This is a genomic window from Streptomyces sp. cf386, assembly GCF_900103585.1.
Classification (GTDB): domain Bacteria; phylum Actinomycetota; class Actinomycetes; order Streptomycetales; family Streptomycetaceae; genus Streptomyces.
Map to the genome: position 1 here is coordinate 84,623 of NZ_FNHV01000026.1, position 22,197 is coordinate 106,819.

Below are 22,197 nucleotides of genomic sequence, written 5' to 3' on the forward strand. Positions count from 1 at the left end.
GGCTCAGTTCCTCTCCTGCTCGCCGTCCTGCGGTGGCGCGTGGTAGGTGAAGGTGCCGGACACCTGGTCGGCCGCGTCGGGTACGGGCTCGGCGGGGTCGGCACCGAGCGCGACGATCCGGTTGGCCTTGTCGACGTGGACGACCCGCGGCCGGTGGGCGGCGCGCTCGGACTCGTCGAGCGCGGCGAAGGACATGATGATCACCAGGTGACCGGGGTGGACGAGATGGGCGGCGGCGCCGTTGATCCCGATGACCCCGCTGCCGCGTTCGCCGGTGATGGCGTAGGTGGTGAGTCGGGCGCCGTTGTCGATGTCGACGATCTGGACCGCTTCGCCCTCGACGATGTCGGCGGCCTCCATGAGGTCCTGATCGATCGTCAGCGATCCCACGTAGTGCAGATCTGCCTGGGTGACGGTGGCTCGGTGGATCTTGCCGTTCAGCAAGGTGCGGTGCACCATGACCCCCTGAGGAGATTACTTAGGTGAGGCTAACCTAAATCACAATCGCCGAGTGCGGAAAGACCGATGGAAGGAGGTAGAGAAGGACGGTCGCCGAAGAACTCCAGGAGCACCCGGTTCACTTCGTCCGGCCGCTCCAGGTAGCCGTAGTGGCCACAGCCCTTGATCTCCTGGTAGACGGCACCGGGGATGGCGTCGGCGACCTCGCGCCCCAGGCGCGGCGGGAGGATGACGTCGTCCGCGAAGCCGATGACCAGGCAGGGCGCGTCGACGGCCCGGTAGGCGTCCAGCCGGCCGGCCGGGACCTCCAGGTCCAACTGGGCCCGCGCGCCGGGCCCTTGGGGCTGTGGCGAGAACTCGAAGAGCTCCAGCCAGTCCTGGATCTCCGGGTCGTCGTCGAGGGTGGCAGGGGACAGGTTCTGCAGGGCACGGATCCAGGCAATGTAGGGGGTCGGCAGCTCCAATCCGCTGTCGTACAGGGCGCGTTCAGCCCTTGTCATCGCGGCGCGCAGGACGTCGGTACGGCCACGGGTGGCCATCAGGACGCCCTGTTGGACGAGCCCGGGCCGGGCCAGCATCAGTTCCTGGACGACGTACGCCCCCAGGGAGACGCCGACGAACCGGCACGGCGTGAGACCGAGGTGCTCGGCCAGGCCCGCCGTGTCGGCCACCAGGTCGTCGACGGTGAAGCCGTCCGGGCACTCGTCCGTCGGGGGAATGCCCCGATTGTGGAAGGTGACGGCGCGGTATCCGGCGTCGACCAGCGCCGGCACCTGGTGGAGGTGCCAGGCCCGGCCTCCGGCACCCTGGCCCATCACCAGGATCACCGGCTCGCCCTCGCCGGTGTCCTCGTAGTGGAGCCGGATTCCGTTGATCCGCGCGCTCGGCATGGTGCTCCGCCCTGTCGTCCGAGTCGTCCGAGGCTGTGTCAGTCGGCTGCGGGAGAGGTTTCGGCGGGCGCCGCCCGGTCGCCCCCGTCGGCGTCCGCAGGCCGGCTGAGGGTGGCCTTGCGTAGCCCCGGCATGGCCAGGGCGAGGGCCCCCACGCCCGCCAGACAGACCAGTCCGCCGACCACCACGGCACCGCTGGACGACCCGATCGCCCTGGCCACCAGGCCCGCCTCGACGTTGCCGACGGAGGGCCCGGCGGTGGCCTGGGCCAGCCACAGGCTGCCGACCCGGCCCTGGAGCCGGTCCGGTGTGTAGTGCTGAAGCAGGGCCCGGCGCAGGATCTCCGAGGCGGTGTCGCCGAGGCCGGCCAGGGCCAGGAACACCAGCGCCAGCCACAGGTTGGGGCTCAGTCCGAAGCAGGTGATCGCCACGCCCCACACCGCTACCGCGCCGATCAGTGCCCGGCCGGTGTGATGCACCCGGCCCGTCCAGCCACTGGTCAGCGCACCGAAGAACGAGCCGACCGCCGGCGCGGTGTAGAGCAGTCCGACGGTGGACGGGCCGCCGCCGAAGTGCTCGGTGCCGAGTTCGGGGAACAGGGCGTACGGCATCGCGAAGACCACGGCGCACACGTCGATCAGCAGCAGTCCGGCCACGACCTGGTTGCCGCGCAGGAAGCGCAGCCCCTCCCCCATCGCCTTCAGCGGATGCTGCGCCTCGGCGTTCCCCTCGGGAGGGAGCTTCGGCAGCGGGGCGAGCAGGGCGAGTCCGACGACGTATATGGCCGCGTCGATCGCGAAGCACATCGCGACACCCGGCCCGGCCGCGATCACGCCCGCGAGCGACGGCCCGACCATGCCGCCCAGTTGGGCGGTCAGGGTGGTCAGCGCGCCCGCCGCGGCCAGTTGCCCGGGCGCCACCAGGGCCGGAGTCGCGGCCATCAGGGCCGGACCACCCAACCCGGCGGTGAAGCCCGCCAGCACGGCCGCCACGAAGACGAACCACACCTGCGGGTCGGGCAGCGCCGCGTTCACCGCGAGCCCCGCGATCACCACCGCGGTCACGGCCCGGGTGACGAGCATGACCTTGCGCCGGTCGACCCGGTCGGCGAGCAGACCCCCCGTGACCAGACCGACCAGCAGCGACAGGCCCAACACCAGGCTCATCAGGCCGACTTGGACCGAGGAACCGGTGAGATGGTAGATCTGCAGGCTGGCCGCCACCGAGGTGAGGTGGGTGCCCACCATGGAGATCGCCTGGGTGGCGAACATCAGCCGGAAGTTTCTGCTGGAGCGCAACGGCGCTACGTCGACGACCACTTCTCCCAGTCGCACGCGCGCCCCTAACCCTGTGCCGGGACGACGTAGGGGGCGACGCTGCGCAGCTTCTCGCAGGTCTCCTCCAATTCCCGGGCAGGGGTCGACCCGGCGAGGATGCCTGCGCCGGCCCGCAGCCAGGTGCGGCCGCCCTCCTCGAAGAGGCTGCGCAGCACGAGGGCCGCGTCGAGCGATCCGTCGGCGCCGGCGCGCAGCACCGCTCCGCTGTAGATGCCGCGCGGCTCTTTCTCATGCCGGGCGATGCAGTCGTACGCCAGGGCCTTGGGGATGCCGGAGGCGGTCACCGCGGGGAACACCGCGCGCAGGACGTCCCAGGCGGTGGCGGAGTCGGCCAGCAGGCCGTGCACGCTGGAGCCGAGGTGCTGCACGCTGCCGCGCCGGCGGATGCTGAGCAGGTCGCGCACCGAGACCGTGCCCGGACGGCAGACGGTGGCCATCTCCTCCTCGGCGAGTTTGACCGACAGCACGTGCTCGGAGATCTCCTTGGGGTCGGCGAGGAGTTCGGCGCGCAGCCGCTCGTCCTCCTGGTCGCCGAAACCGCGGGCGCGGGTGCCGGCGAGCGGCTGGGTGACGACCTCGCCGTCGGCGCTGACCTCGGCGACGGTCTCGGGACTGAATCCGGCGACCCGTCGCCCGCCGAGGTCCAACAGGAAGGAGCGGGCGGGGGTGTTGCGAGAGCGGCCGTGGACATAGGTGGCGACGAAGTCGACCGGGAAGGGCACGTCGACTGAGCGGGACAGGATGACCTTCTGCAGGTCGGAGGCCTGTATCTCCTCGATGGCCTGGGCCACCAAGTCCGGGTAACGGCCCTCGGTGTCCGATACGTCGATGGGGCGGGGTACGGCGACGGGATGCGCGTCGGCGCGGTCGAGTAACGCGGTCAGCGCGTCCAGTGTCTCCTGGTCGGCACTGCGGATCAGGGTGCCTCTCTGACCGAGCCTCACTTCGCTGTGCGGGACGACCAGATGGAGCAGGTCGTCGTCGCCCGCCCGGTCGGGGCGGCCGACGTGCAGATGGGAGAACTCGAAGGCCATCCAGCCGTAGGCGTTCCAGCCCGCTATGGCCATCCGGTCGAGTTCTTCGTGGACTTGGCGCAGTGGATGCGGCCCGAGCGCGGTAGTGGTCTCCTCGCTGAGCCAGCGGCGGCGGATCTCGGAGCGGCCGACCAGGATCTCGCCGAGCGCTCCTCCGGCGAACCAGACGTCGCCGTTCTGTTCGTAGATCACGTACTGGTCGAACAAGCCCGACTCCGCCAGTCCTGCCGCCAACTGGACGGGGTCTCCCGGCAGTTCCGTCTCCGCGCTCCGATAACGCAGCAAGGACCTACCTCCCTGGACTTAGGTTAACCTAACCTAATTCACTAAGACCCTAGCCTCCGCAGCGCGGTGACGTCCAGATCACACCGCCAGGCTTGACCGCGTCGATTCATTAGGCAAGCCTTTCCTAAACAGCAGGCGGGAGTTGAGGATGCTCGACGGTTGGGTGCCCTGGCCGAACCCGTTGGCCGAGAAGTACCGCGCAGAGGGCTACTGGGAGGGGCGGCCGCTCGACCGGCTGCTGAGAGAGAGCGCCGAGCGGACCCCGAGCCGGACCGCGCTGGTCGACGCCGACGGAAACCGCTGGACGTACGCCGAACTCGATCTGCGCGCCGACCGCATGGCGGCGGGGCTGCGTCGGCTCGGCATCGGCGGGGGCGACCGCGTGGTGGTCCAACTGCCCAACACCGACGCCTTCGTGGTGCTCTTCTTCGCGCTGCAGAGGGCGGGTGCGATACCCGTGCTCACGCTGCCGGCGCACCGCGAGAGCGAGATCGTGCATGTCGCCGAGGTGTCCGGGGCTACGGCGTACGCGATCCCGGACCTGCACGACGGCTTCGATCACCGCACGCTCGCCCGGGCCGCGCGCAAGGCGGTGCCCGGCCTTGAGCACATCCTGGTGGCGGGCGACGCCGCCGAGTTCACCGCGCTCGCCGACCTCGACGCCGACCCCGTCCCGCTGCCCGTGCCCGACCCCGGCGACGTGGCGGTACTGCTGCTGTCCGGCGGCACGACCGGCAAGCCGAAGCTCATCCCGCGCACCCACGACGACTACACCTACAACGTCCGCGCGAGCGCCGAGGTGTGCGGCTTCGACGGCGACACCGTCTATCTGGTGGTGCTGCCGACCGCGCACAACTTCGCGCTGGCCTGCCCGGGTCTGCTCGGCACGCTGATGGTGGGCGGCACCGTCGTGCTCTCCCCCACGCCGAGCCCCGAGGACGCGTTCGCTCTGGTCGAGCGGGAGAGGGTCACCGCGACCGCCGTGGTCCCGCCGATCGCGCTGCTGTGGCTGGACGCGGTGGAGTGGGAGGACGCGGACCTCTCCTCGCTGAGCCTGCTCCAGGTCGGCGGCTCGAAGCTGGGCGCGGAGCCCGCCGCCCGGGTCGAACCGGCTCTCGGCTGCACGCTCCAGCAGGTGTTCGGCATGGCCGAGGGCCTGCTCAACTACACCCGGCTCGACGATCCGCCCGAGCTGGTGATCGGCACCCAGGGCCGCCCGATGTCCCCCGCCGACGAAGTGCGCGTGGTCGACGAGGACGACCGCGACGTACCGCCCGGCGAGAGCGGCGAGTTGCTCACCCGCGGCCCCTACACCCTGCGCGGCTACTACCGCGCCGCCGAGCACAACTCCCGCGCCTTCACCACCGACGGCTACTACCGCACCGGCGACCTGGTCCGGATCCTGCCCTCCGGGCATCTGGTCGTCGAGGGCCGGGCCAAGGACCAGATCAACCGGGGCGGCGACAAGATCTCCGCCGAGGAGCTGGAGAACCACATCCTCGCCCACCCGGCCGTGCACGACGCGGCGGTGGTCGGCATGCCCGACGAAACGATGGGCGAGCGCACCTGCGCCTACCTCGTCCCGCGCGGACAGGCCCCGGGCCAGCGGGAGTTGGCCGCTTTTCTCACCGAGCGAGGGGTCGCCGCGTATAAGCTCCCCGACCGGGTGGAGGTCATCGAGGCCTTTCCCCGGACCTCGGTAGGCAAGATCGACAAGAAGGCGCTCGGCCGGCTGATCGCCGATCGCCTCCGCGCGGAGGGCATTGGTGGCAACTGAGGCCGGAACGGCCCCGCTTGTGCAGTCGGAGAAACCGTCGGAGAAACAGTCCCGCAGACGCCGCAACTCCACCCGCACGCTCGCCCTGGTGGGCGCCCTGCTCCTGCTGGTCGTCGCCGCCACGCTCAGCCTCGCGATCGGCTCGCGCGCCCTGTCACCGGGCGTCGTGCTGGACGCGCTCCTCCATGACGACGGCTCGACCGCGGCCTCGGTGATCTGGGACGTGCGTGTGCCGCGCACCCTGGCGGGCATCGCCGCCGGTGCCGCGCTCGGCGTCGCGGGCGCGCTCATCCAGGCACTCACCCGCAATCCGCTGGCCGATCCGGGGCTGCTCGGCATCAACGCGGGTGCCGCCACCGGAGTCGTGCTGTCCATCACGGCTCTCGGCATCACGAGCCTGTGGGCGTCGGTGTGGTTCGCCATGGTGGGCGCGGTCGTGGCCGGTCTGCTGGTGTACTCGCTGGCCTCGGGCGGTCGCGGAGGCGCCACCCCGGAGCGGCTCGCACTCGGCGGTGCGGTGATCGCCGCCGTGTTCACCGGCATCAGCCAGACGTTGATGCTGCTCGACGCCCAGGCGCTGGACCAACTGCGGTTCTGGAGCGTCGGTTCGCTCGCCCGGGCCGACGACGAGACGCTGACGACGATCACGCCGTTCGTCGTGGTGGGCCTGGTCCTCGCCCTCGCGCTGGTCCGGCCGCTGAACGCGCTCGCGCTGGGCGACGACGGCGCCCGGGCGCTGGGCGCGCATGTGGACCGGACGCGCTTTATCGGCCTGGTGGCCATGACGGTGCTGTGCGGTGCGGCGACTTCTGCCGTCGGGCCGCTCGTCTTCGTCGGCCTCGCCGTCCCGCACATCGCCCGCATGATCGTCGGCGCCGACCAGCGCTGGACGCTGCCGCTCTCCCTGCTCCTCGCGCCCGCCCTCCTGCTGTTCGCGGACGTCCTCGGCCGGGTCGTCGTACGCCCCGACGAACTGGACGCGGGCGTGGTGACGGCGGTGGTCGGCGCCCCGGTGTTCATCGCCCTCGTCCGCTACCGCAGGGCGGTGACCGGATGACCACCCAGGCACCGGCCCGTACCGCTGCGCGCGGCCGCTCACATGTCGTACGGAGCCGCTCGCACCGTTTCTCCCTGCGGGTGGACGGGCGCGCGGTGACGGTCTGCGTGCTGGTGCTCGCCGCCACCGCCGCGATCGGCGTCCTCGCGCTCGGCACCGGCGAGTACTCGATCTCCCCGGCGGACGTGGTCCGCACCCTGCTGGGCAACGGCAGCCCGCGCACCGACTTCGTGATCAACGACCTCCGGCTGCCCCGTCTGCTGACCGGCATCCTGGTCGGCGCGGCACTCGGCCTGAGCGGCGCCCTCTTCCAGAGCCTCACGCGCAATCCGCTGGGCAGCCCCGACATCGTCGGCTTCACCTACGGCTCGGCCACCGGAGGCCTGCTGGTCGTCCTGCTCGTCGGCGGAACCGGCGGGCAGATCGCCGTGGGCGCGGTGGGCGGAGGGCTCGCCACCGCTTTCCTCGTGTATGTGCTGGCGTGGCGGCAGGGCGTCCACGGATACCGGCTGGTGCTGGTCGGCATCGGGGTGAGCGCGCTGCTCCAGGGGGTGAACGCCTATCTCCTGGCCAAGGCCCGGTTCACCCAGGCCGCACAGGCGATGGTGTGGCTCAACGGCAGCCTCAACGGCAGGAGTTGGGCCGACGTGCGCCCGGCCGCCCTCGGCCTGCTCGTCGTGCTGCCCCTGGTGGCGCTCGTCGCGAGCAGGCTGAAGATCATGGAGATGGGCGACGACGTGGCGGGCGGCCTCGGGGTGCCCGTCCAGCGCTCCCGGCTGGTGCTGCTGGTCCTGGCCACTGCGGCCTGCGCGGTGGCCACCGCGGCGGCCGGCCCCATCCCCTTCGTGGCCCTCATCGCCCCGCAACTGGCCCGCCGGCTCACCCGGGCCCCTGGCCCGGGCCTCCTGGCGGCCACCTGCACCGGCGCCTTCCTCGTGGTGACGGCGGACTTCGCGTCCCAACGCATCCATGAGACGGCCCAGCTGCCGGTCGGTGTGGTGACCGCGGTCGTCGGCGGGGTGTACCTGGGGCTGCTGCTGCGTCGGCAGCGGCGGGCGGGGCGGATCTGAGCCGAGTGCCTCAGTGCCCGTGCTCCTCGATGCCCCTGCCCCTCCGTGCCCGTGTCAGTGCCCGTGCGTCTCGGCCCCGTCCTCGTGCGTGGGCGCCTCCGAGGTGGCTGCCGCCGACGCACCGGCCCGGACCGTGAACGCCGCGGTGTGCACCTCGCCCTCGTGCTTGAAGTCGAGGAACAGCCGGTACGCGCCGCTGCTCGGTGCCGTGGCCGTGAACGAGATCTCCGGGCCGGGCTCGGTCGTGCCGTCGCCGGGTTCCCCGTTGGGATGGACGTGGAGGTACGCGAGGTCGCCGGAGCGCAGGGCGACCAGGTGGCCGTAGGCGGCGAGGTAGGGCTGGAGGTCGGTCACCGGGCGGCCGTCGCGGGAGACCTTCAGCTTCAGCTCGCTCGCCTTGCCCGGACGCAGGGCGCCGTCCAGCCGGACCTCGTAGCCGTGGATCTTCGCCGTGGTGTTCGGCGCGGGCAGTTGCCGGGGCCGGTAGGAGCCCGCGGCGGCCAGGTCCGCGCCGAGGGTGAGGTTCTCGGCGCCCTTCTTCGCCGGGGTGAAGTCGGCGAAGACGCGGTAGCCGCCGGCGCGGGGCAGTTCGACGGGGATGCTCCAGGTGCCGTCGGCGGCGCGGGTGGGATGCAGATGGCGGTAGGTGCCCAGATCGCGTGAGGCCACGATGAGGTGCAGTTCCTTCTCGTGCTCGCGCTCGTAGGCGGTGACGGCGCGACCGGTGCTGTCGCGGATGACGAAGCGCAGGTCGGAGCGGGTCCCGGCAGTGACGCTGGAGGTCCGCAGGTCGAGGGTGTATCCGCCCTCGGACATCTGCAGCCCGCCGACCGGCTCCGTCTCGTGCCCGCCGTGGCCGGCGCCTTCCTCCGCCGCCGGTGACGCCTCGCTGTGGCTGTCGTGGGCGGCGGGCGCGGGCTCCGCGACGACGGGGTCGAGGCCCTGGCCCACACCGTAGGCGGTGCCGAAGGTCGCGGCCAGGGCGGCGGCGAACGCGGTGATCCTCAGTCCGGCATTCATGGCGGTCTCCTGCGGGTCGGATGCCTCGGTGTGATCCTTCGATGCACTTCACCATACCCCTAGGGGGTATCAAGTCAACCCGGTCCAGCACTTGCCTCGATTACCCCCTGGGGGTATACATGGACACCGAGCAAGGATACCCCCACCCCGTACCCCTGCACCTCCCACCCCGTACTCCAGGAGGAACCCATGGCCACCACCACCTACGCCGTCTCCGGTATGAGCTGCGTTCACTGCAAGGCCACGCTCACCCAGGTCATCGGCGAGTTGGACGGCGTCACCGAGGTCGGCGTCGATCTCGCGACCGGTCAGGTCACCGTCAGCAGCACCGCCGAGCCCGACGACGCCCTGATCGCCGAGGTCGTCGACGAGGCCGGCTACGAGCTCACCGGCCGCGCGGCCTGACCCGCACCCCGACCGCCGGGGCCCGGCCGCGCCGGGCTCCGCCCGCACCCCGCAGCAGGAGCAGCGATGACCACCACCGCGTCCCACCCGACCACCGAGACAGAGCTCGTCATCGGCGGCATGACCTGCGCCTCGTGCGCGGCGCGCATCGAGAAGAAGCTCAACCGCCTGGACGGGGTGACCGCCACGGTCAACTACGCCACCGAGAAGGCGAAGGTCAGCTACGGCGGCGACGTCTCCGTCCGGGACCTCATCGCCACCGTCGAGGCGACGGGGTACACCGCGCAGGAGCCCGCGCCGCCCGTGCCCGACGCGACCGGGAGCGGCGACGAGCCCGATGAACTACGGCCGCTGCGGGAGCGGTTGGTCACCGCCGTCACCCTGGCCGTGCCCGTCATCGCGATGGCCATGATCCCGGCCCTGCAGTTCGAGTACTGGCAGTGGCTGTCCCTGACGCTGGCGGCGCCCGTCGTGACGTATGCCGCCTGGCCCTTCCACAGGGCGGCGTTCACCAATCTGCGGCACGGCGCGGCCACCATGGACACCCTGATCTCGGTCGGTACGTCGGCCGCGTTCCTGTGGTCCCTGTGGGCGCTGTTCCTCGGCACCGCGGGCGAGCCGGGCATGACGCACCCCTTCGAGCTGACCATCGCCCGCAGCGACGGCGCCGGCAACATATATCTGGAGGCGGCGGCCGGAGTCACCGCCTTCATCCTGGCCGGCCGCTACTTCGAGGCCCGCTCCAAGCGCAAGGCGGGCGCGGCGCTGAAGGCGCTGCTGGAGCTGGGCGCCAAGGACGTCACGGTCCTGCGCGCCGACGGCACCGAACAGACCCTTCCCGTAACGGAGTTGAAGGTAGGCGACCGATTCCTCGTGCGTCCCGGCGAGAAGATCGCCACCGACGGCATCGTCGTCGAGGGCTCGTCGGCAGTGGACGCCTCGATGCTCACCGGCGAGTCCGTGCCGGTCGAGGTCGCCGAGGGCGACCCGGTCACCGGTGCCACGATCAACGCGGGCGGCCGTCTCGTCGTCGAGGCCACCCGGGTGGGCGCCGACACCCAACTCGCCAGGATGGCGAAGCTGGTGGAGGACGCGCAGAACGGCAAGGCCGCGGCGCAGCGGCTCGCGGACCGGATCTCCGCCGTCTTCGTGCCGATCGTCATCGCCCTCGCGCTCGGCACCCTGGGCTTCTGGCTCGGCAACGGCTCCGGACCGGCCGCCGCCTTCACCGCGGCGGTCGCCGTCCTGATCATCGCCTGCCCGTGCGCCCTGGGTCTGGCCACGCCGACCGCGCTGATGGTGGGCACCGGACGGGGCGCCCAGCTCGGCATCCTGATCAAGGGTCCGGAGGTTCTGGAGTCCACGCGCAAGGTCGACACGATCGTCCTCGACAAGACGGGCACCGTCACCACCGGCCGGATGACCCTGCTGGCCGTGCACACCGCCGACGACACCGAGGAGGCCGAAGTCCTGCGGCTCGCGGGCGCGTTGGAGCATGCCTCCGAGCACCCGATAGCCCGGGCCGTGGCCGAGGGCGCGCTGGCGAAGCTGGGATCGCTGCCTACGCCGGAGGACTTCGCGAACGTGCCCGGGCTCGGAGTGCAGGGCGTTGTCGAGGGCCATGCGGTGCTCGTGGGCCGGGAGCGGCTTCTCGCAGAGTGGGCCATGGAGCTGCCAGAAGATCTCGCGCGCGCCAAGTCCGAGGCCGAGGCATCCGGCCGCACGGCCATCGCGGTCGCATGGGACGGCGAGGTGCGGGCGGTGCTGGAGGTCGCCGACGCGGTGAAGGAGACCAGCCCCGAGGCGATTCGGAGGCTGCGCGCCCTCGGCCTCACCCCGATCCTGCTGACCGGCGACAACCAGGCGGTCGCCCATGCCGTCGCCCGCGAGGTCGGTATCGCGCCCGAGGACGTCATCGCCGAGGTGCTGCCGCAGGACAAGGCCGACGTCGTCAAGCGGCTTCAGGGCGAGGGCCGTTCGGTCGCGATGGTCGGCGACGGCGTCAACGACGCGGCGGCCCTGGCGCAGGCCGATCTGGGGCTGGCGATGGGCACCGGCACGGACGCCGCCATCGAGGCCGGCGACCTCACCCTGGTCCGTGGCGATCTGCGCGCCGCCGTCGACGCGATCCGGCTCTCCCGCAGGACGCTCGGCACCATCCGGTCCAACCTGTTCTGGGCCTTCGCCTACAACGTCGCCGCGTTGCCGCTCGCCGCGGCCGGGCTGCTCAACCCGATGATCGCGGGGGCGGCCATGGCCTTCTCCTCGGTGTTCGTGGTGGCCAACTCGCTGCGGCTGCGGTCGTTCCGGGCCGCGAACTGATCCTCGGCGAAAGCCAAGAGGACGACGAAAGCCAGGAGGGCGCCGCCCATGCGGCGCCCTCCTGCCTTGTGACGAGGTGTCAGCCGAAGGCCTTCACGGCCTGGTAGTAGGTCCAGGCCGTGCTGTTGCAGGCGGTCTTCGTCGCACCGCTGTAGCCCGCGCACACACGCTTGAGGTCCTCGTAGAAGGCGCTGTCGATGCGCGCCTTGTTGGCGTCGAACGCGCCCAGGGCCTTGTAGTTGCGGTAGCCGAAGTCGTGTCGGGCACAGGACGTCGAGAAGGGGAAGCCGAAGGGGTTGTCCGGGGAGGAGGAGCAGTAGTCGGTGGACCAGTCGAACCCGTAGGCGGCCCAGGCGGACTGGTTGCCGCGGGCGGCGACCCAGGAGTTGTAGCTGGACGCGCTGGTCTGGGTCCAACTGGCCAGGACCTGGGGCTTGTCGGCGGGGGCGGCGTCTGCGGTCGAGGCGGCGGCGAAGACGGTCACGAGGGAGAGGGCCGAGGCGGTGAGACCGGTGGCGAGCGTGCGGCGCATTCCACACCTCCATGAGGCTGCGGCCCGCCCGTCGGGCCGCAGGTTCATGACAAGATGATTGACACTCCAACGGTCCTTTTACACCGCATGCCGCCTAATGGCCCGTTAACTCATGGACATGCAAGGAGATCCGGGGATGAACTCGACGTCATCCTCCCCTGCGTACGTCCACCGCGGTGACCGCCAACGCCAACGACCCCGGGGCGAGGAACGCGAGCGGCACCAGCATCCACGCGCACAGGGCGGCGGTGACCACCGCGAGCAGCACCAGGCCACTGCCGCCCACGTCCCGCACGGAGTCCCGGGCGGCCTCGCGCACCGCCGTACGCCAGTCGGTGAGCGACTCACGGCGGGCGCAGGCCCTGAGACCAACCACCGTGGCACAGGCGCCGATCGCGGCAGCCACCACCGCGAACACCGGCGCACCCGGCAGCCCCGCCCGCGCGAGGGCCAGATCGGCGGCCAGCAGCAGCACCCCCGCCACCGCGAGGGCGCCCCCCGCCAGGTCGCCGGTGCGCAGCCGACGCCGTAGCAGCGCGAAGTACCGTCCGGCGGTTGCGGGTTGGTCCTCCCGAGCGCCCCGCAGCACCGCGCAGGCCGTCGACAGCGCGGCCGGGGCGGTCAGCAACGGCAGACTGGCCACGGCCGTGGCGAGGCCGACGCTCAGGACGTCGGCGAAGAGTGTCATCCGCGGGCCGAACACCTCGCCCGCCTCACGTGCCGGCATCTCGCTCACCCCTTGATTCCGGAGCTGGCCATGCCCTCCACCAGCAGCCGCTGGAAGGCGAGGAAGAACAGCACGATCGGCAGCAGCGCGATCACGGACATCGCGAACATGGGGCCGAACGCCGAGGTGCTGGAGGCGTCCACGAACGACCGCAGGGCGAGCGTGAGCGTGAACTTGTCCGGGTCGAAGAGGTAGATGAGCTGGGTGAAGAAGTCGTTCCAGGTCCAGATGAAGGTGAAGATCGCCGTGGTGATCAGGGCGGGGCGGGTGAGCGGCAGTACGACCTGGAAGAAGCTGCGGAAGGGGCCGCAGCCGTCGATGCGGGCCGCTTCCTCCAGCTCACGCGGCAGTCCGCGCATGAACTGCACGATGAGGAAGACGAAGAACGCCTCGGTGGCGAGGAACTTCGGCAGGATCAGCGGCCAGTAGGTGTTCACCAGGCCGAGCTGGTTGAAGATGATGTACTGCGGGATCAGCACCGCGTGGTGCGGCAGCATGATCGTGGCGATCATGAAGGCGAACAGCGGTCCGCGGAAGCGGAATCGGAGGCGCGCGAAGGCGTAGGCGGCCAGCGAGCAGCTGATGACGTTGCCGAGGACCGCGCCGCCCGCGATCAGCAGCGAGTTGGTGAGCAGCCGCCAGATGGACACGTCGTTGACGCCGTCCAGAGCCGTCGAGTAGTTGGACCACTCCAGGTGGCTGGGCAGCAGGTCGAGGCTCGCGATGACCTCGTCGGCGGGCTTCAACGAGGTGGCCAGCAGCCAGGCCAGCGGGTACAGCATGACGAGCAGAGCGGCCAGGCAGCCGACGTGCAGGGCGATCCGGCCCCAGGCAACGGGCCTGCGCGCGGCCTCGGTCGGGATGGATGTCATCGGTCCCCCTCGGAGGCGTAGAAGACCCAGGAGCGCGAGGTGCGGAACAGCACCGCGGTGACGGCGCCGATGACGATCAGCAGCACCCAGGCCATGGCGGAGGCGTAGCCCATGTGGGAGGCGACGAAGCCGCGGTCGTAGAGGTAGAGGGTGTAGACGAGGGTCGAGTCGGCCGGGCCGCCCTTGCCTGCGCCGATCGCGAAGGCGGGCGTGAAGACCTGGAAGGCCTGGATGGTCTGGAGAACGAGGTTGAAGAACAGGACCGGGGACAGCATGGGCACCGTGACGGACAGGAACTGCCGCCATTTCCCGGCCCCGTCGACGGCCGCCGCCTCGTACAGCTCGCTCGGGATCTGCTGGAGTCCCGCGAGGAAGATGACCATCGGCGCCCCGAACTGCCACACCGTCAGCAGGGCGACGGCGAGCAGCGCCCAGCCGGGTTTGTTGACCCAGCCGCCGGTGCCGAACAGGTGGTCCACCGTGCCGCCGTCGTTGAAGACCGCGCGCCAGACGAGGGCGATGGACATCGACGCACCGAGCAGCGAAGGGGCGTAGAAGGCCGACCGGTAGAAGCCCTTGCCGCGTTTCATGGACTTCAGGGCGAGCGCGACGACAAGGGCGAGGGCGAGTTGCAGGGGCACGGCGATGACGACGTACGTCAGTGTGGTCACCACCGACCGCCAGTAGCGCGGGTCCTCGGTGAACATCTGGACGTAGTTGCGCAGGCCCACCCAGCGCGGCGGGTTGAACAGGTCGTAGTCGGTGAAGGACAGGTAGAGCGACACGGCCATCGGCAGCAGGGTCAGGACGACCGCGCCGAGCACCCATGGGGACAGGAACACCCAGGCGGGGCCCTGGCGTTCGCGCTTGGGGCGGCGCTTCGAGGGCCTGACCGGCCCGGTGGCGCGGGCGGTGGCCGCGGGTATGTCGGTGGTGGTCATGACCTCAGCTCCGCCTTCGCCTCGGTGACGTAGTTCTCGGCCGCCTCGCGGGGCGACATGCGCTCGTAGGACACCTGGTCGTAGTCGCGCTGGAAGGTGGTCTGCAGGGCGTTGTCGCCGGAGGGCGGGGCCTGCGGCGGGTCCTTGAGGGAGCCTTCGAGGGAGGACTGGTAGGCGGCGATCGTCCTGTCGAAGTCCTTGAGCTGCGGCTCGATCTCCTCGCGTACGGACTCGTTGACGGGGATGCCGCGGGTGGCGCCGAGGATCTTCGCGGCCTGTTCGTCGTTGATGAGGAAGTCGACGAGCTGGGCCGCCTCCTTCGCGTGACCGGTGTTGGCGCCGACGCCGAGGAACATCGACGGCTTGAAGTACTGGCCGGGGGTGCCGTCCTCGCCGGACGGCATCGGCGCGAGCGCGACGCCGCTGGGGATCAGGGCGAGGAAACCGCTGGCCGGGGCGTCCCAGTTGGAGTCGGCCACGGCCTCGCCGCGCCCGAGCGGGGTGTTCTCGACGGAGCCGTCGAGCTGCGTGGTCTGCTCGGCGGGCGAGACGACGCCCTCGCGCCGGAGCTTGTCGGTGAAGGTCCACCAGCGGGTCAGGTCGTCGGCCGTGAAGCCGAGGCCGCCGTCCTTCGTGTAGAGGGACTTGCCCCGGCCGCGCAGCCAGACCTCGAAGCAGTCCTCGCTCTGGCCGGGGTCGGTGGCGCCGGGCTTGCCGGTCTTCTCGGCCAGGGCGCGCATGGCGTCGGCCCACTCGCTCCAGGTCCAGCTCCGGCCCGGGAGCGGAACTCCGGACTCCTTCCACACCTTGACGTCGTACGCGACGGTCTCGGTGCCGCGGCCCTGGGGAATCGCGTACTGCGTGCCGTCGAGCCGGCCGGTGGCGAGGAGCCCCGGATCGATCTCGCCGGTGCCCAGTACGGCCTTCTGCCGCGCGAGGTCGAGCAGGACGCCGCCGGAGGCGTACTGGTCGATCTGCCGGTAGTCGAGCTGCATCACGTCGGGGGCGTCGCCGCCCGCGGCCTGGGTGGCGAGCTTCTGCTTGTACGCCTCGTAGGCCGAGAACGACGTCTGCACCCGGATGTTCGGGTGCTGTTTCTCGAACAGGGCGACGGCCTGCTCGGTGCGCTCCGCGCGATCGGGGTTGCCCCACCACGTGTAGCGCAGCACGACCTTGCCGCCGCCGACCGACTCCCCGGATCCCCCGCAACCGGCCGCCATCGCGCAGAGCACGAGCGCGACGGCCGATGCGCAGAACCCCTTTGTCCTGTGTCCGGGCATGCCGAGGTCACCTCTTTTCTCCTCGGACTTTCTGTTGGCCCCCCTCGGCTCCCCTCGGCCCTCTTGGCCCCCCTGGCCGTCTACTCGCCGCCGTAAGGCAGCGTCGTCCCCGGCAGGTTGTACTCGTCCCGGCGGCCGCACATCCCGAACCCGCCGAGCCGGGTGGGCGCGGTCTCGTGTGCGGTCGCGTCGGCGAGATACGCCGGTTCGTCCGCCTCCAGCGCGTCGAGCTGGGCGCCCGTGCGCTCGGCCGTGGCCAGCGCGCCCGCCCGCCACAACTCCCGCCAGTTCGGCACCTTGGCGCGCACGAGCCGGGCGGCGGCGCGCTGGAACTCGGCGTACGGGCCGTTGTCCCCGGCGACGAGCGCCTCGCGCAGGGCGAGGTAGCCCTCGACGGCGAGGTCCCGGCGGCGGCGCGCGGCAGCCGCCGTCTCCGGGCCGGTGCCGGCCGGCAGCGTGGCCGCGGCGGCGTATCTGTCCGGATCGGCCAGCACCTCGGACGGGAAGGTGAACACGGCGTCGCCGGCCTCCGGCAGTCCGCTGTTCTGCATCAGGACGGTGATGCGCAGATCACCGCCCTGGACCATACGGTGCACGGTCCCGGGCGTGAACCAGGCGACGGAGCCCGGCTCCAACGGGATGTCCCGGTAGCCGTCGGGGCTCAGCGTCTGTACGGCACCCCGGCCGCCGGTGACGACGTACGCCTCCGTGCACACCAGGTGCAGATGCGGGCTGCCGCCGCACACTCCGTCGGCGGCCTCCCAGTCGTAGGCGCTGAGGTGGGACAGGCCGACGGCGCCGGGCAGTGGATGCGGAAGGCCGGGCTTCACGGGCTTCACCACGGCAGCCCCTCCAGGTGAGCGCCCACCCGCTCACGGTCCCAGGCCCCGTCGGCGAAGACCACCCGGTAGCGGTACGCGAAGGACTCGCCCGGCGGCAGCTCGAACTCCTCGAAGAACGCCCAGGAGAACGCCACCGTCGGGATCGGCTCCGCACGCACGAACCAGTGCGACTCGTGGATCGCGGCCTGCTCGTCGAGGTTCTCGGGCGCGTGCGCGAAGACGAGCGTGGAGTGCCCGTCGACGTCGTCGTGCACGGTGGTGAAGGCGAGCCACGGACCCTGCGTGCCCATCAGCTTGCCCGCGTCCGCGCCCGCTCCCCCGTCGATGTCCGGCCCGAAGGCGGTGCCTCCGGTGAAGTCCCGGGGGCCGCGCCACTGGAGTCCGGTGTACCCGGCCATCTCGCGGCCGGCCGTGGTGGGCGAGCCGAAAGTCAGCGGCTCGGCACGGACGTTGGTCAGCCGGATCGACCAGTCCAGGGCCCAGGCGCCGGCCTCCTCGTCCACCGAGTGGACGGTCAGCCCGCGCACCTCGCGCGCCCACTCCTGGCCGCCGTTCTCGACCCAGGTGAGTTCCTCGGTGAAGGCGAGCCGGTCGTCCTCGACAGTGAACTCGCCGAAACCGTCGTGCCGCATCGAGCCGACGCGCTCGGGCAGCGGGAGGTAACCCTCGCCGTGCACATAGCAGTTGCCGCCCCAGAAGTTCTGGCCGGAGAGATGGCTCGCGGTCATCTGCAGGCCCTTGTGCCAGCGGTGGTCGCTGGGCCGGTAGCCGGTCACGGTGTGCCCGGCGAGGGTGCGCACGGGGTGGGCGTAGGGCTTGCGGGACTCGAAGGCCTCCGGGTCGGGGCGGTAGACGTAGCGAAGGATCTCGGTGCCGTTCGCCGCCGTCACCGCGATGTGGTCGCCGTGCGCGTGGGTGACGCGGATGCTCATGCGCGCTCCTTGGGGGCCCAGTGGGGGTGGTCGCCGTGCATGGCCGGATAGAAGGGGTCGCCGGGCCGGATCTCGCCCGCGTGCACCGGGCTTCCCGTGAAGGCGGCCTTGTAGAGGGCGGCGGCGAAGTCGAGGGTGGCCCGGGCGTCGGGGCCGCTGCCGGGCGGTCGGACACCGTTGTCGTAGGCGTCGAGGAGGGCGCCGAGCTGCGCCGTGTGCGAGCTGGGCAGATCCGCCGCGGGGGTGCGCCAGGCCGTGGCGCGCTCGGACGGGACGTGCGGGGCCGGGGTGTAGACCCAGTCGTCGTTGCGGTGGCCGTACAGGTGGGTGAGCTCGACCGTCGCGTCGGCGCAGTCGATGCGGATGCGGCTCACCTCGTGCGGGGACAGCACGCTGTTGACGACGGTGGCGAGGGCGCCGTTCTCGAACCGCACGAGGGCCGTCGAGACGTCCTCGCTCTCGGTGTCGTGGACCAGGCGCGCGGCCATGGCCCGGATCTCCGCCCACGGGCCGAGCAGATGCAGCAACAGGTCGAACTGGTGGATGCCGTGCCCCATGGTCGGCCCGCCGCCCTCGGTGGCCCACCGTCCGCGCCACGGAACCGCGTAGTACGCGGCGTCCCGGTGCCAGGTCGTCTGGCAGTGCGCGACCAGCGGGGCACCCAGCTCCCCGCTCGCGATCAGTTCACGGGCGTGCACGGCTCCGGAGCCGTACCGGTGCTGGAAGACGACCGAGGCATACGCCCCCGACGCCTCCTCGGCCGCCGCGATGTCGTCGTACTCGGCGAGCGACAGGCACAGCGGCTTCTCGCACAGCACCCAGGCGCCGGCCTTGAGCGCGGCGACCGTCTGCTCCCGGTGCAGCGACGGCGGCGTGCCGATCAGGACCAGGTCGGGGCGTACGGCGTCCAGCATGTCGTCCGTCGAGGTGTACCCGGCGACGTCCGCTCCGGCGAGCTGCCGGAAGGCGTCCAGCCGGGCCTGGTCCACATCGACGGCGGCCACCAGCTCCACCCGGTCCGCGTGGTGTCTCAGTGCGGGGAGATGGCTGCCACTGACGATGGCACCGGTGCCGATCACGGCGACGCGGCGGCGGGCGGTACTTGGGGACATGCAGTTCTCCTCGGACGGCCGGCGGACAGCCCGCTTCAGAAAGCGCTTGCACTATGAAGGCGACCCTAGGCAGGGACGGAATGTAAGGACAACCCCTCTGCGGTGACATGAACAAAGCGAGACCTGTCCGGTTCGGGAGGACGAGGCTCCTTCAGGGCCGCTTCTCCAGGAACCGCCTCAGTCGCGTGAGCGGCCAGGTGTTGATCACGTCGTCCTTGGTGAGCCAGCCGCGCTGGGCCGTGCCCACGCCGTAGCGCAGGTTGGCCAGGTGGATGACGGCGTGGGCGTCACTGTCGACGGCGAACCTCACGCCGTGCCGCCTGGCCCGCAGGATGTCCTCGTCGCGCAGGTCGAGCCGGTCCGGATGGGAGTTGATCTCCAGGGCCGTACCGGTGCGCGCGCAGGCGGCGAAGACCACGTCGAGGTCGACGTCGATGGCGGGGCGTTTGCCGAGGAGGCGAGTGGTGGGGTGACCGATGATGTGGACGTGCGGGTTCTCGCAGGCCCGGACGATCCGCCGGGTCAGCGCCTCGCGCCCCTGGTTGAAGTGCGAGTGCACCGAGGCCACGCACAGATCGAACCCGGCGAGGAACTCCGGCGGCCAGTCCACGTCGCCGTCGGGGCCGATGTTCAGCTCGGCCCCGTGCAGCACCCGCATGCCGCCCCGCTTACCGCGCTTGCCGTACTCCCCGTCGAGCTCGCGGACGCGTGCGCGCTGGGCCAGGATCCGCTCGTCGGTCATCCGTTGCATGGCCATGTCGGGCCCGTGGTCGGTGACGGCGTAGTAGGCGTAACCGCGCTCGGCGGCAGCGGCGACCATCTCCTCCAGCGGGGCGAGCCCGTCGGTGAGGTCGGTGTGGGTGTGCAGGTCGCCCCGGATGTCCTTCTCCTGGACCAGCTCGGGCAGCTCTCCGCGCAGCCCGGCCTCGATCTCGCCCCGGTCCTCACGCAGGGTGGGCGGGATCCAGGGCAGGCCGAGACGGGCGTACACGTCCTCCTCGGTCTTGGAGACGATCTTCTTGCCGGTCTCGGTGTCGAAGAGCCCGTACTCGGAGAGCTTGAGCTTCTTGTGCACGGCCATCTCACGGGTGCGGATGTTGTGCGCCTTCGAGCCGGTGAAGTACTGCATCGCCGCGCCCCAGGAGTCCGGCGGTACGACACGCAGGTCGACCTGGAGGCCCTTGGTGGTGCGGATCGACGTCTTCTTCTCGCCGTGCGCGATGACCTCCGAGACATACGGCAGCTGGGTGAAGGCCCGCATGATCGGCTGCGGTTTCTTCGCCGCGACGAGGATGTCGATGTCGCCGATCGTCTCGCGGACACGGCGCAGCGATCCGGCGTAGGAGCAGCGCTCACAGCCGTTGACCTGCGACATCTCGGCGACGATGTCCTCGGCGAGGCTCATGGCGACGTCGATCAGGACGCGGTCGCCGGAGGACTGCAGCAGGCCGATGCCGTGCAGGATGTTCTCCTCGGTCTTCGGCCCGAAGCCCTTGAGGTCGCGCAGCCGCTCCTCGTGGATGGCGTCGGCGAGTTCCTCGGTCGTGGAGATGCCCAGCTCCTCGTAGAGGACCAGGGCCTTCTTCGGGCCGAGGGTGGGAATGGCCGTCAGCCGGCGGACACCGGCGGGGATCTTCGCCCGCAGTTCCTCGACGGCGGAGACGCTGCCGACCGCGAAGTACTCGACGACCTTCTCGGCGATCGACTTGCCGACGCCCGGGATCTCCTTGAGTCCCTTGACGTCGAGCTTGGACACATCGGCGTGGTGGCCGCCGATCGCCCGGGCGGCCTTCTCGTAGACGCGTGCCTTGAACGCGTCTCCTCCGGTGATCGAGATCAGGTCCGCGTACTCCTGGAGCAGCGCGGCGACCTCGTCGTTGGGGCGGGCCACAGGTCCAGGGTAGGCAAGGTGGGGCCGGGCGGCGCGGGCCGGCGCCGCCGGGCACCCGGATGCGGCCTCTACTGGCCCAGCGGCGTGGGTGGCGTGGGCGTGGTGTCCAGCACGGGCTTGGTCGGCAGCGGGGGGTGTGCGGGCGTGGCCCGTTCCTTCGTCAGGGCGGCTGCGATCCTGCGGGCGAGGAGGGGGTCGGCCGGCAGAGTGTGGGCGGCGAACCAGCGGGCGGCCGTGGGGTCGGGGGACGGTTCGACGAACTCGGCGCCCGCGTAGTCGTCGAGCGGCGGGTCGTAGACGTATCCCGCGACCACGCCGTGGTTCACCAGGCGTTCGAGGAGGGTGTCGCGGTCGTGGACGAGGAGCGGCACCCGGAACAGGGACGGTGGGCCGTCGCCCGCCCGTTCGCGCAGGGCGGGGGTGGCCCAGGTGGTGCCCGACAGCAGCGAGACACCGGTCCGGCGCCGGGCGAGGTCGCCGTCGAGCAGGGTCATGCGCAGCTCCAACTGGCCCCGGACCAGGGCCCCGTGGCGGGAGCGGAAGCCGTGCAGGTCGACCCGCACCCAGGGTTCGTACGCGGTCAGGCTCGGTGCCTGGCGGGCGCTGCGGGCGAGGCGGGGCGCGTGCAGGGCCATACGGAACTCGTCGCGCTCCAGCAGCTTCAGTCGCTGCATGGTGCGCCACACCGGGCGGACCAGGTGGAGCGTGCGTACGGCGGACCGGGCCAGCGGGCGCAGCGTGGTGGTCAGGTCGTCGCGCAGGCGGCGCGGGGTCAGCAGGTCGTCGCGCAGCAGCTCCAGTTCCCGTCGGGTGCGCGCGTCCTCGACGGCGAGGAAACCGCCGGCCATGCCCGCCACGTGCTTGGACAGGCTGAACGCGGCCGCCGTCCCGAAGGTCCCGATGGGCTGCCCGTCCACATGCGTGCCGATGGCGTGGGCCGCGTCCTCGATCAGGGGGATCCCCAACTGGTCGCAGCGGCTGCGCAGTTCGACGACACGGTCGGGCAGGCCGTACAGGTTCGTGGTCAGGACGGCGTCCACGTTCCGCCAGGTGGACTCCGGTACGGCGGTCGGGTCGATGTTTCCGTCCCACTGAGACACGGGGGCCTGGACGGGGCGCAGTCCGGCGGCGAGGACGACGAAGAGGATCACGTCGTCGTTCACCGGGGACATCAGCACCCGCCCGCCGGGCCGGCACCAGCGCCGCAGCGCCAGGTAGAGGGCCAGTCGGGCCGAGGGCGTGTAGACGCATTCGCGTCCGATGCGCCGTGTCATCATCGCGGCGAGCCGCGATCCGTACGGCATGGTCACCTCTTCCGTGGAAGGGTACGAAGAAGGTCGCCCGGGGCGGGCGGTGGTGTGCGTTCGCGCGCGTCGATCCAGGCCGCTGCGCGGGGTGTTGGAGACCGCGAG

General features: G+C 71.2%; 20 protein-coding genes. 5 read left to right on the forward strand and 15 right to left on the reverse strand.

The genetic code is table 11. The features are described from left to right. Positions 1–3: 3 nt before the first annotated feature. The 4 genes from panD to BLU79_RS41595 are packed head-to-tail and all read right to left on the reverse strand — an operon-like array spanning position 4 to position 4,005. Positions 4–459 carry an aspartate 1-decarboxylase gene (panD, locus tag BLU79_RS41580; RefSeq protein ID WP_371132040.1) on the reverse strand — a complete coding sequence of 152 codons (456 nt, stop codon included), beginning with the start codon at positions 457–459 and terminating at the stop codon, positions 4–6. 29 nt (positions 460–488) lie between these two features. Beyond that, positions 489–1,349: an alpha/beta fold hydrolase gene (locus tag BLU79_RS41585; RefSeq protein WP_093911238.1), complete on the reverse strand. Its 861-nt coding sequence runs from the start codon at positions 1,347–1,349 to the stop codon at positions 489–491. Positions 1,350–1,387: 38 nt separating this feature from the next. After that, positions 1,388–2,683, reverse strand: a complete 1,296-nt coding sequence (gene entS / locus BLU79_RS41590) for an enterobactin transporter EntS (RefSeq protein ID WP_093911239.1) — start codon at positions 2,681–2,683, stop codon at positions 1,388–1,390. 8 nt (positions 2,684–2,691) lie between these two features. Next, positions 2,692–4,005, reverse strand: a complete 1,314-nt coding sequence (locus BLU79_RS41595) for a salicylate synthase (RefSeq protein ID WP_093911240.1) — start codon at positions 4,003–4,005, stop codon at positions 2,692–2,694. A gap of 148 nt (positions 4,006–4,153) precedes the next feature. Here BLU79_RS41595 and BLU79_RS41600 point away from each other — a divergent pair, with 148 nt between their 5' ends. Genes BLU79_RS41600 through BLU79_RS41610 form a run of 3 tightly spaced genes read left to right on the forward strand, consistent with a single transcriptional unit; the run spans position 4,154 to position 7,909 of the window. Continuing rightward, positions 4,154–5,782, forward strand: coding sequence for a (2,3-dihydroxybenzoyl)adenylate synthase (locus BLU79_RS41600; protein ID WP_093911241.1), 1,629 nt, complete (start codon positions 4,154–4,156; stop codon positions 5,780–5,782). After that, complete coding sequence (locus tag BLU79_RS41605) at positions 5,772–6,839, forward strand: FecCD family ABC transporter permease (protein WP_093911242.1); 1,068 nt, start codon at positions 5,772–5,774, stop codon at positions 6,837–6,839. The genes BLU79_RS41600 and BLU79_RS41605 overlap by 11 nt, the downstream gene beginning before the upstream one ends. Continuing rightward, positions 6,836–7,909, forward strand: a complete 1,074-nt coding sequence (locus BLU79_RS41610; RefSeq protein WP_256333657.1) for a FecCD family ABC transporter permease — start codon at positions 6,836–6,838, stop codon at positions 7,907–7,909. Before BLU79_RS41605 ends, BLU79_RS41610 begins: the two co-directional genes overlap by 4 nt. 54 nt (positions 7,910–7,963) lie before the next feature. Here BLU79_RS41610 and BLU79_RS41615 read toward each other — a convergent pair whose 3' ends face one another. Next, positions 7,964–8,929: a hypothetical protein gene (locus BLU79_RS41615; protein ID WP_093911244.1), complete on the reverse strand. Its 966-nt coding sequence runs from the start codon at positions 8,927–8,929 to the stop codon at positions 7,964–7,966. Positions 8,930–9,118: 189 nt separating this feature from the next. On the opposite strand from BLU79_RS41615, the gene BLU79_RS41620 reads away from it, so the two are divergent. After that, positions 9,119–9,334 carry a heavy-metal-associated domain-containing protein gene (locus BLU79_RS41620; RefSeq protein ID WP_093911245.1) on the forward strand — a complete coding sequence of 72 codons (216 nt, stop codon included), beginning with the start codon at positions 9,119–9,121 and terminating at the stop codon, positions 9,332–9,334. Between the two features lie 66 nt (positions 9,335–9,400). Continuing rightward, positions 9,401–11,656, forward strand: coding sequence for a heavy metal translocating P-type ATPase (locus BLU79_RS41625; RefSeq protein WP_093911246.1), 2,256 nt, complete (start codon positions 9,401–9,403; stop codon positions 11,654–11,656). A gap of 79 nt (positions 11,657–11,735) precedes the next feature. On the opposite strand, the gene BLU79_RS41630 is transcribed toward BLU79_RS41625, so the two are convergent. From BLU79_RS41630 to BLU79_RS41675, 10 genes are all read right to left on the reverse strand, one after another. Beyond that, positions 11,736–12,188, reverse strand: coding sequence for a phospholipase (locus BLU79_RS41630; protein ID WP_093911247.1), 453 nt, complete (start codon positions 12,186–12,188; stop codon positions 11,736–11,738). Between the two features lie 148 nt (positions 12,189–12,336). Continuing rightward, positions 12,337–12,915, reverse strand: coding sequence for a hypothetical protein (locus BLU79_RS41635; protein ID WP_093911270.1), 579 nt, complete (start codon positions 12,913–12,915; stop codon positions 12,337–12,339). 5 nt (positions 12,916–12,920) lie between these two features. Beyond that, entirely contained in the window at positions 12,921–13,787 is an 867-nt protein-coding gene (locus BLU79_RS41640; protein WP_093911248.1) for a carbohydrate ABC transporter permease, read from the reverse strand. After that, the gene (locus BLU79_RS41645; protein WP_093911249.1) at positions 13,784–14,728 is read right to left on the reverse strand and encodes a carbohydrate ABC transporter permease; all 945 of its coding nucleotides are present in this window, start codon (positions 14,726–14,728) and stop codon (positions 13,784–13,786) included. Before BLU79_RS41645 ends, BLU79_RS41640 begins: the two co-directional genes overlap by 4 nt. After that, positions 14,725–16,008: an ABC transporter substrate-binding protein gene (locus BLU79_RS41650; protein ID WP_093911250.1), complete on the reverse strand. Its 1,284-nt coding sequence runs from the start codon at positions 16,006–16,008 to the stop codon at positions 14,725–14,727. The genes BLU79_RS41645 and BLU79_RS41650 overlap by 4 nt, the downstream gene beginning before the upstream one ends. A gap of 80 nt (positions 16,009–16,088) precedes the next feature. Further along, positions 16,089–16,850 carry a cupin domain-containing protein gene (locus BLU79_RS41655; RefSeq protein ID WP_256333658.1) on the reverse strand — a complete coding sequence of 254 codons (762 nt, stop codon included), beginning with the start codon at positions 16,848–16,850 and terminating at the stop codon, positions 16,089–16,091. Continuing rightward, positions 16,844–17,782 (reverse strand): DUF6807 domain-containing protein, encoded by a 939-nt coding sequence (locus tag BLU79_RS41660; protein ID WP_093911251.1) that lies wholly within the window; start codon positions 17,780–17,782, stop codon positions 16,844–16,846. The genes BLU79_RS41655 and BLU79_RS41660 overlap by 7 nt, the downstream gene beginning before the upstream one ends. After that, on the reverse strand, positions 17,779–18,894 hold the full coding sequence (locus BLU79_RS41665; RefSeq protein WP_093911252.1) for a Gfo/Idh/MocA family protein: 1,116 nt from the start codon (positions 18,892–18,894) through the stop codon (positions 17,779–17,781). Before BLU79_RS41665 ends, BLU79_RS41660 begins: the two co-directional genes overlap by 4 nt. A gap of 151 nt (positions 18,895–19,045) precedes the next feature. Continuing rightward, the gene (gene polX / locus BLU79_RS41670; RefSeq protein ID WP_093911253.1) at positions 19,046–20,785 is read right to left on the reverse strand and encodes a DNA polymerase/3'-5' exonuclease PolX; all 1,740 of its coding nucleotides are present in this window, start codon (positions 20,783–20,785) and stop codon (positions 19,046–19,048) included. A 68-nt stretch (positions 20,786–20,853) separates the two neighbouring features. Beyond that, on the reverse strand, positions 20,854–22,095 hold the full coding sequence (locus BLU79_RS41675) for a DegT/DnrJ/EryC1/StrS family aminotransferase (protein ID WP_371132041.1): 1,242 nt from the start codon (positions 22,093–22,095) through the stop codon (positions 20,854–20,856). Positions 22,096–22,197 lie beyond the last annotated feature (102 nt).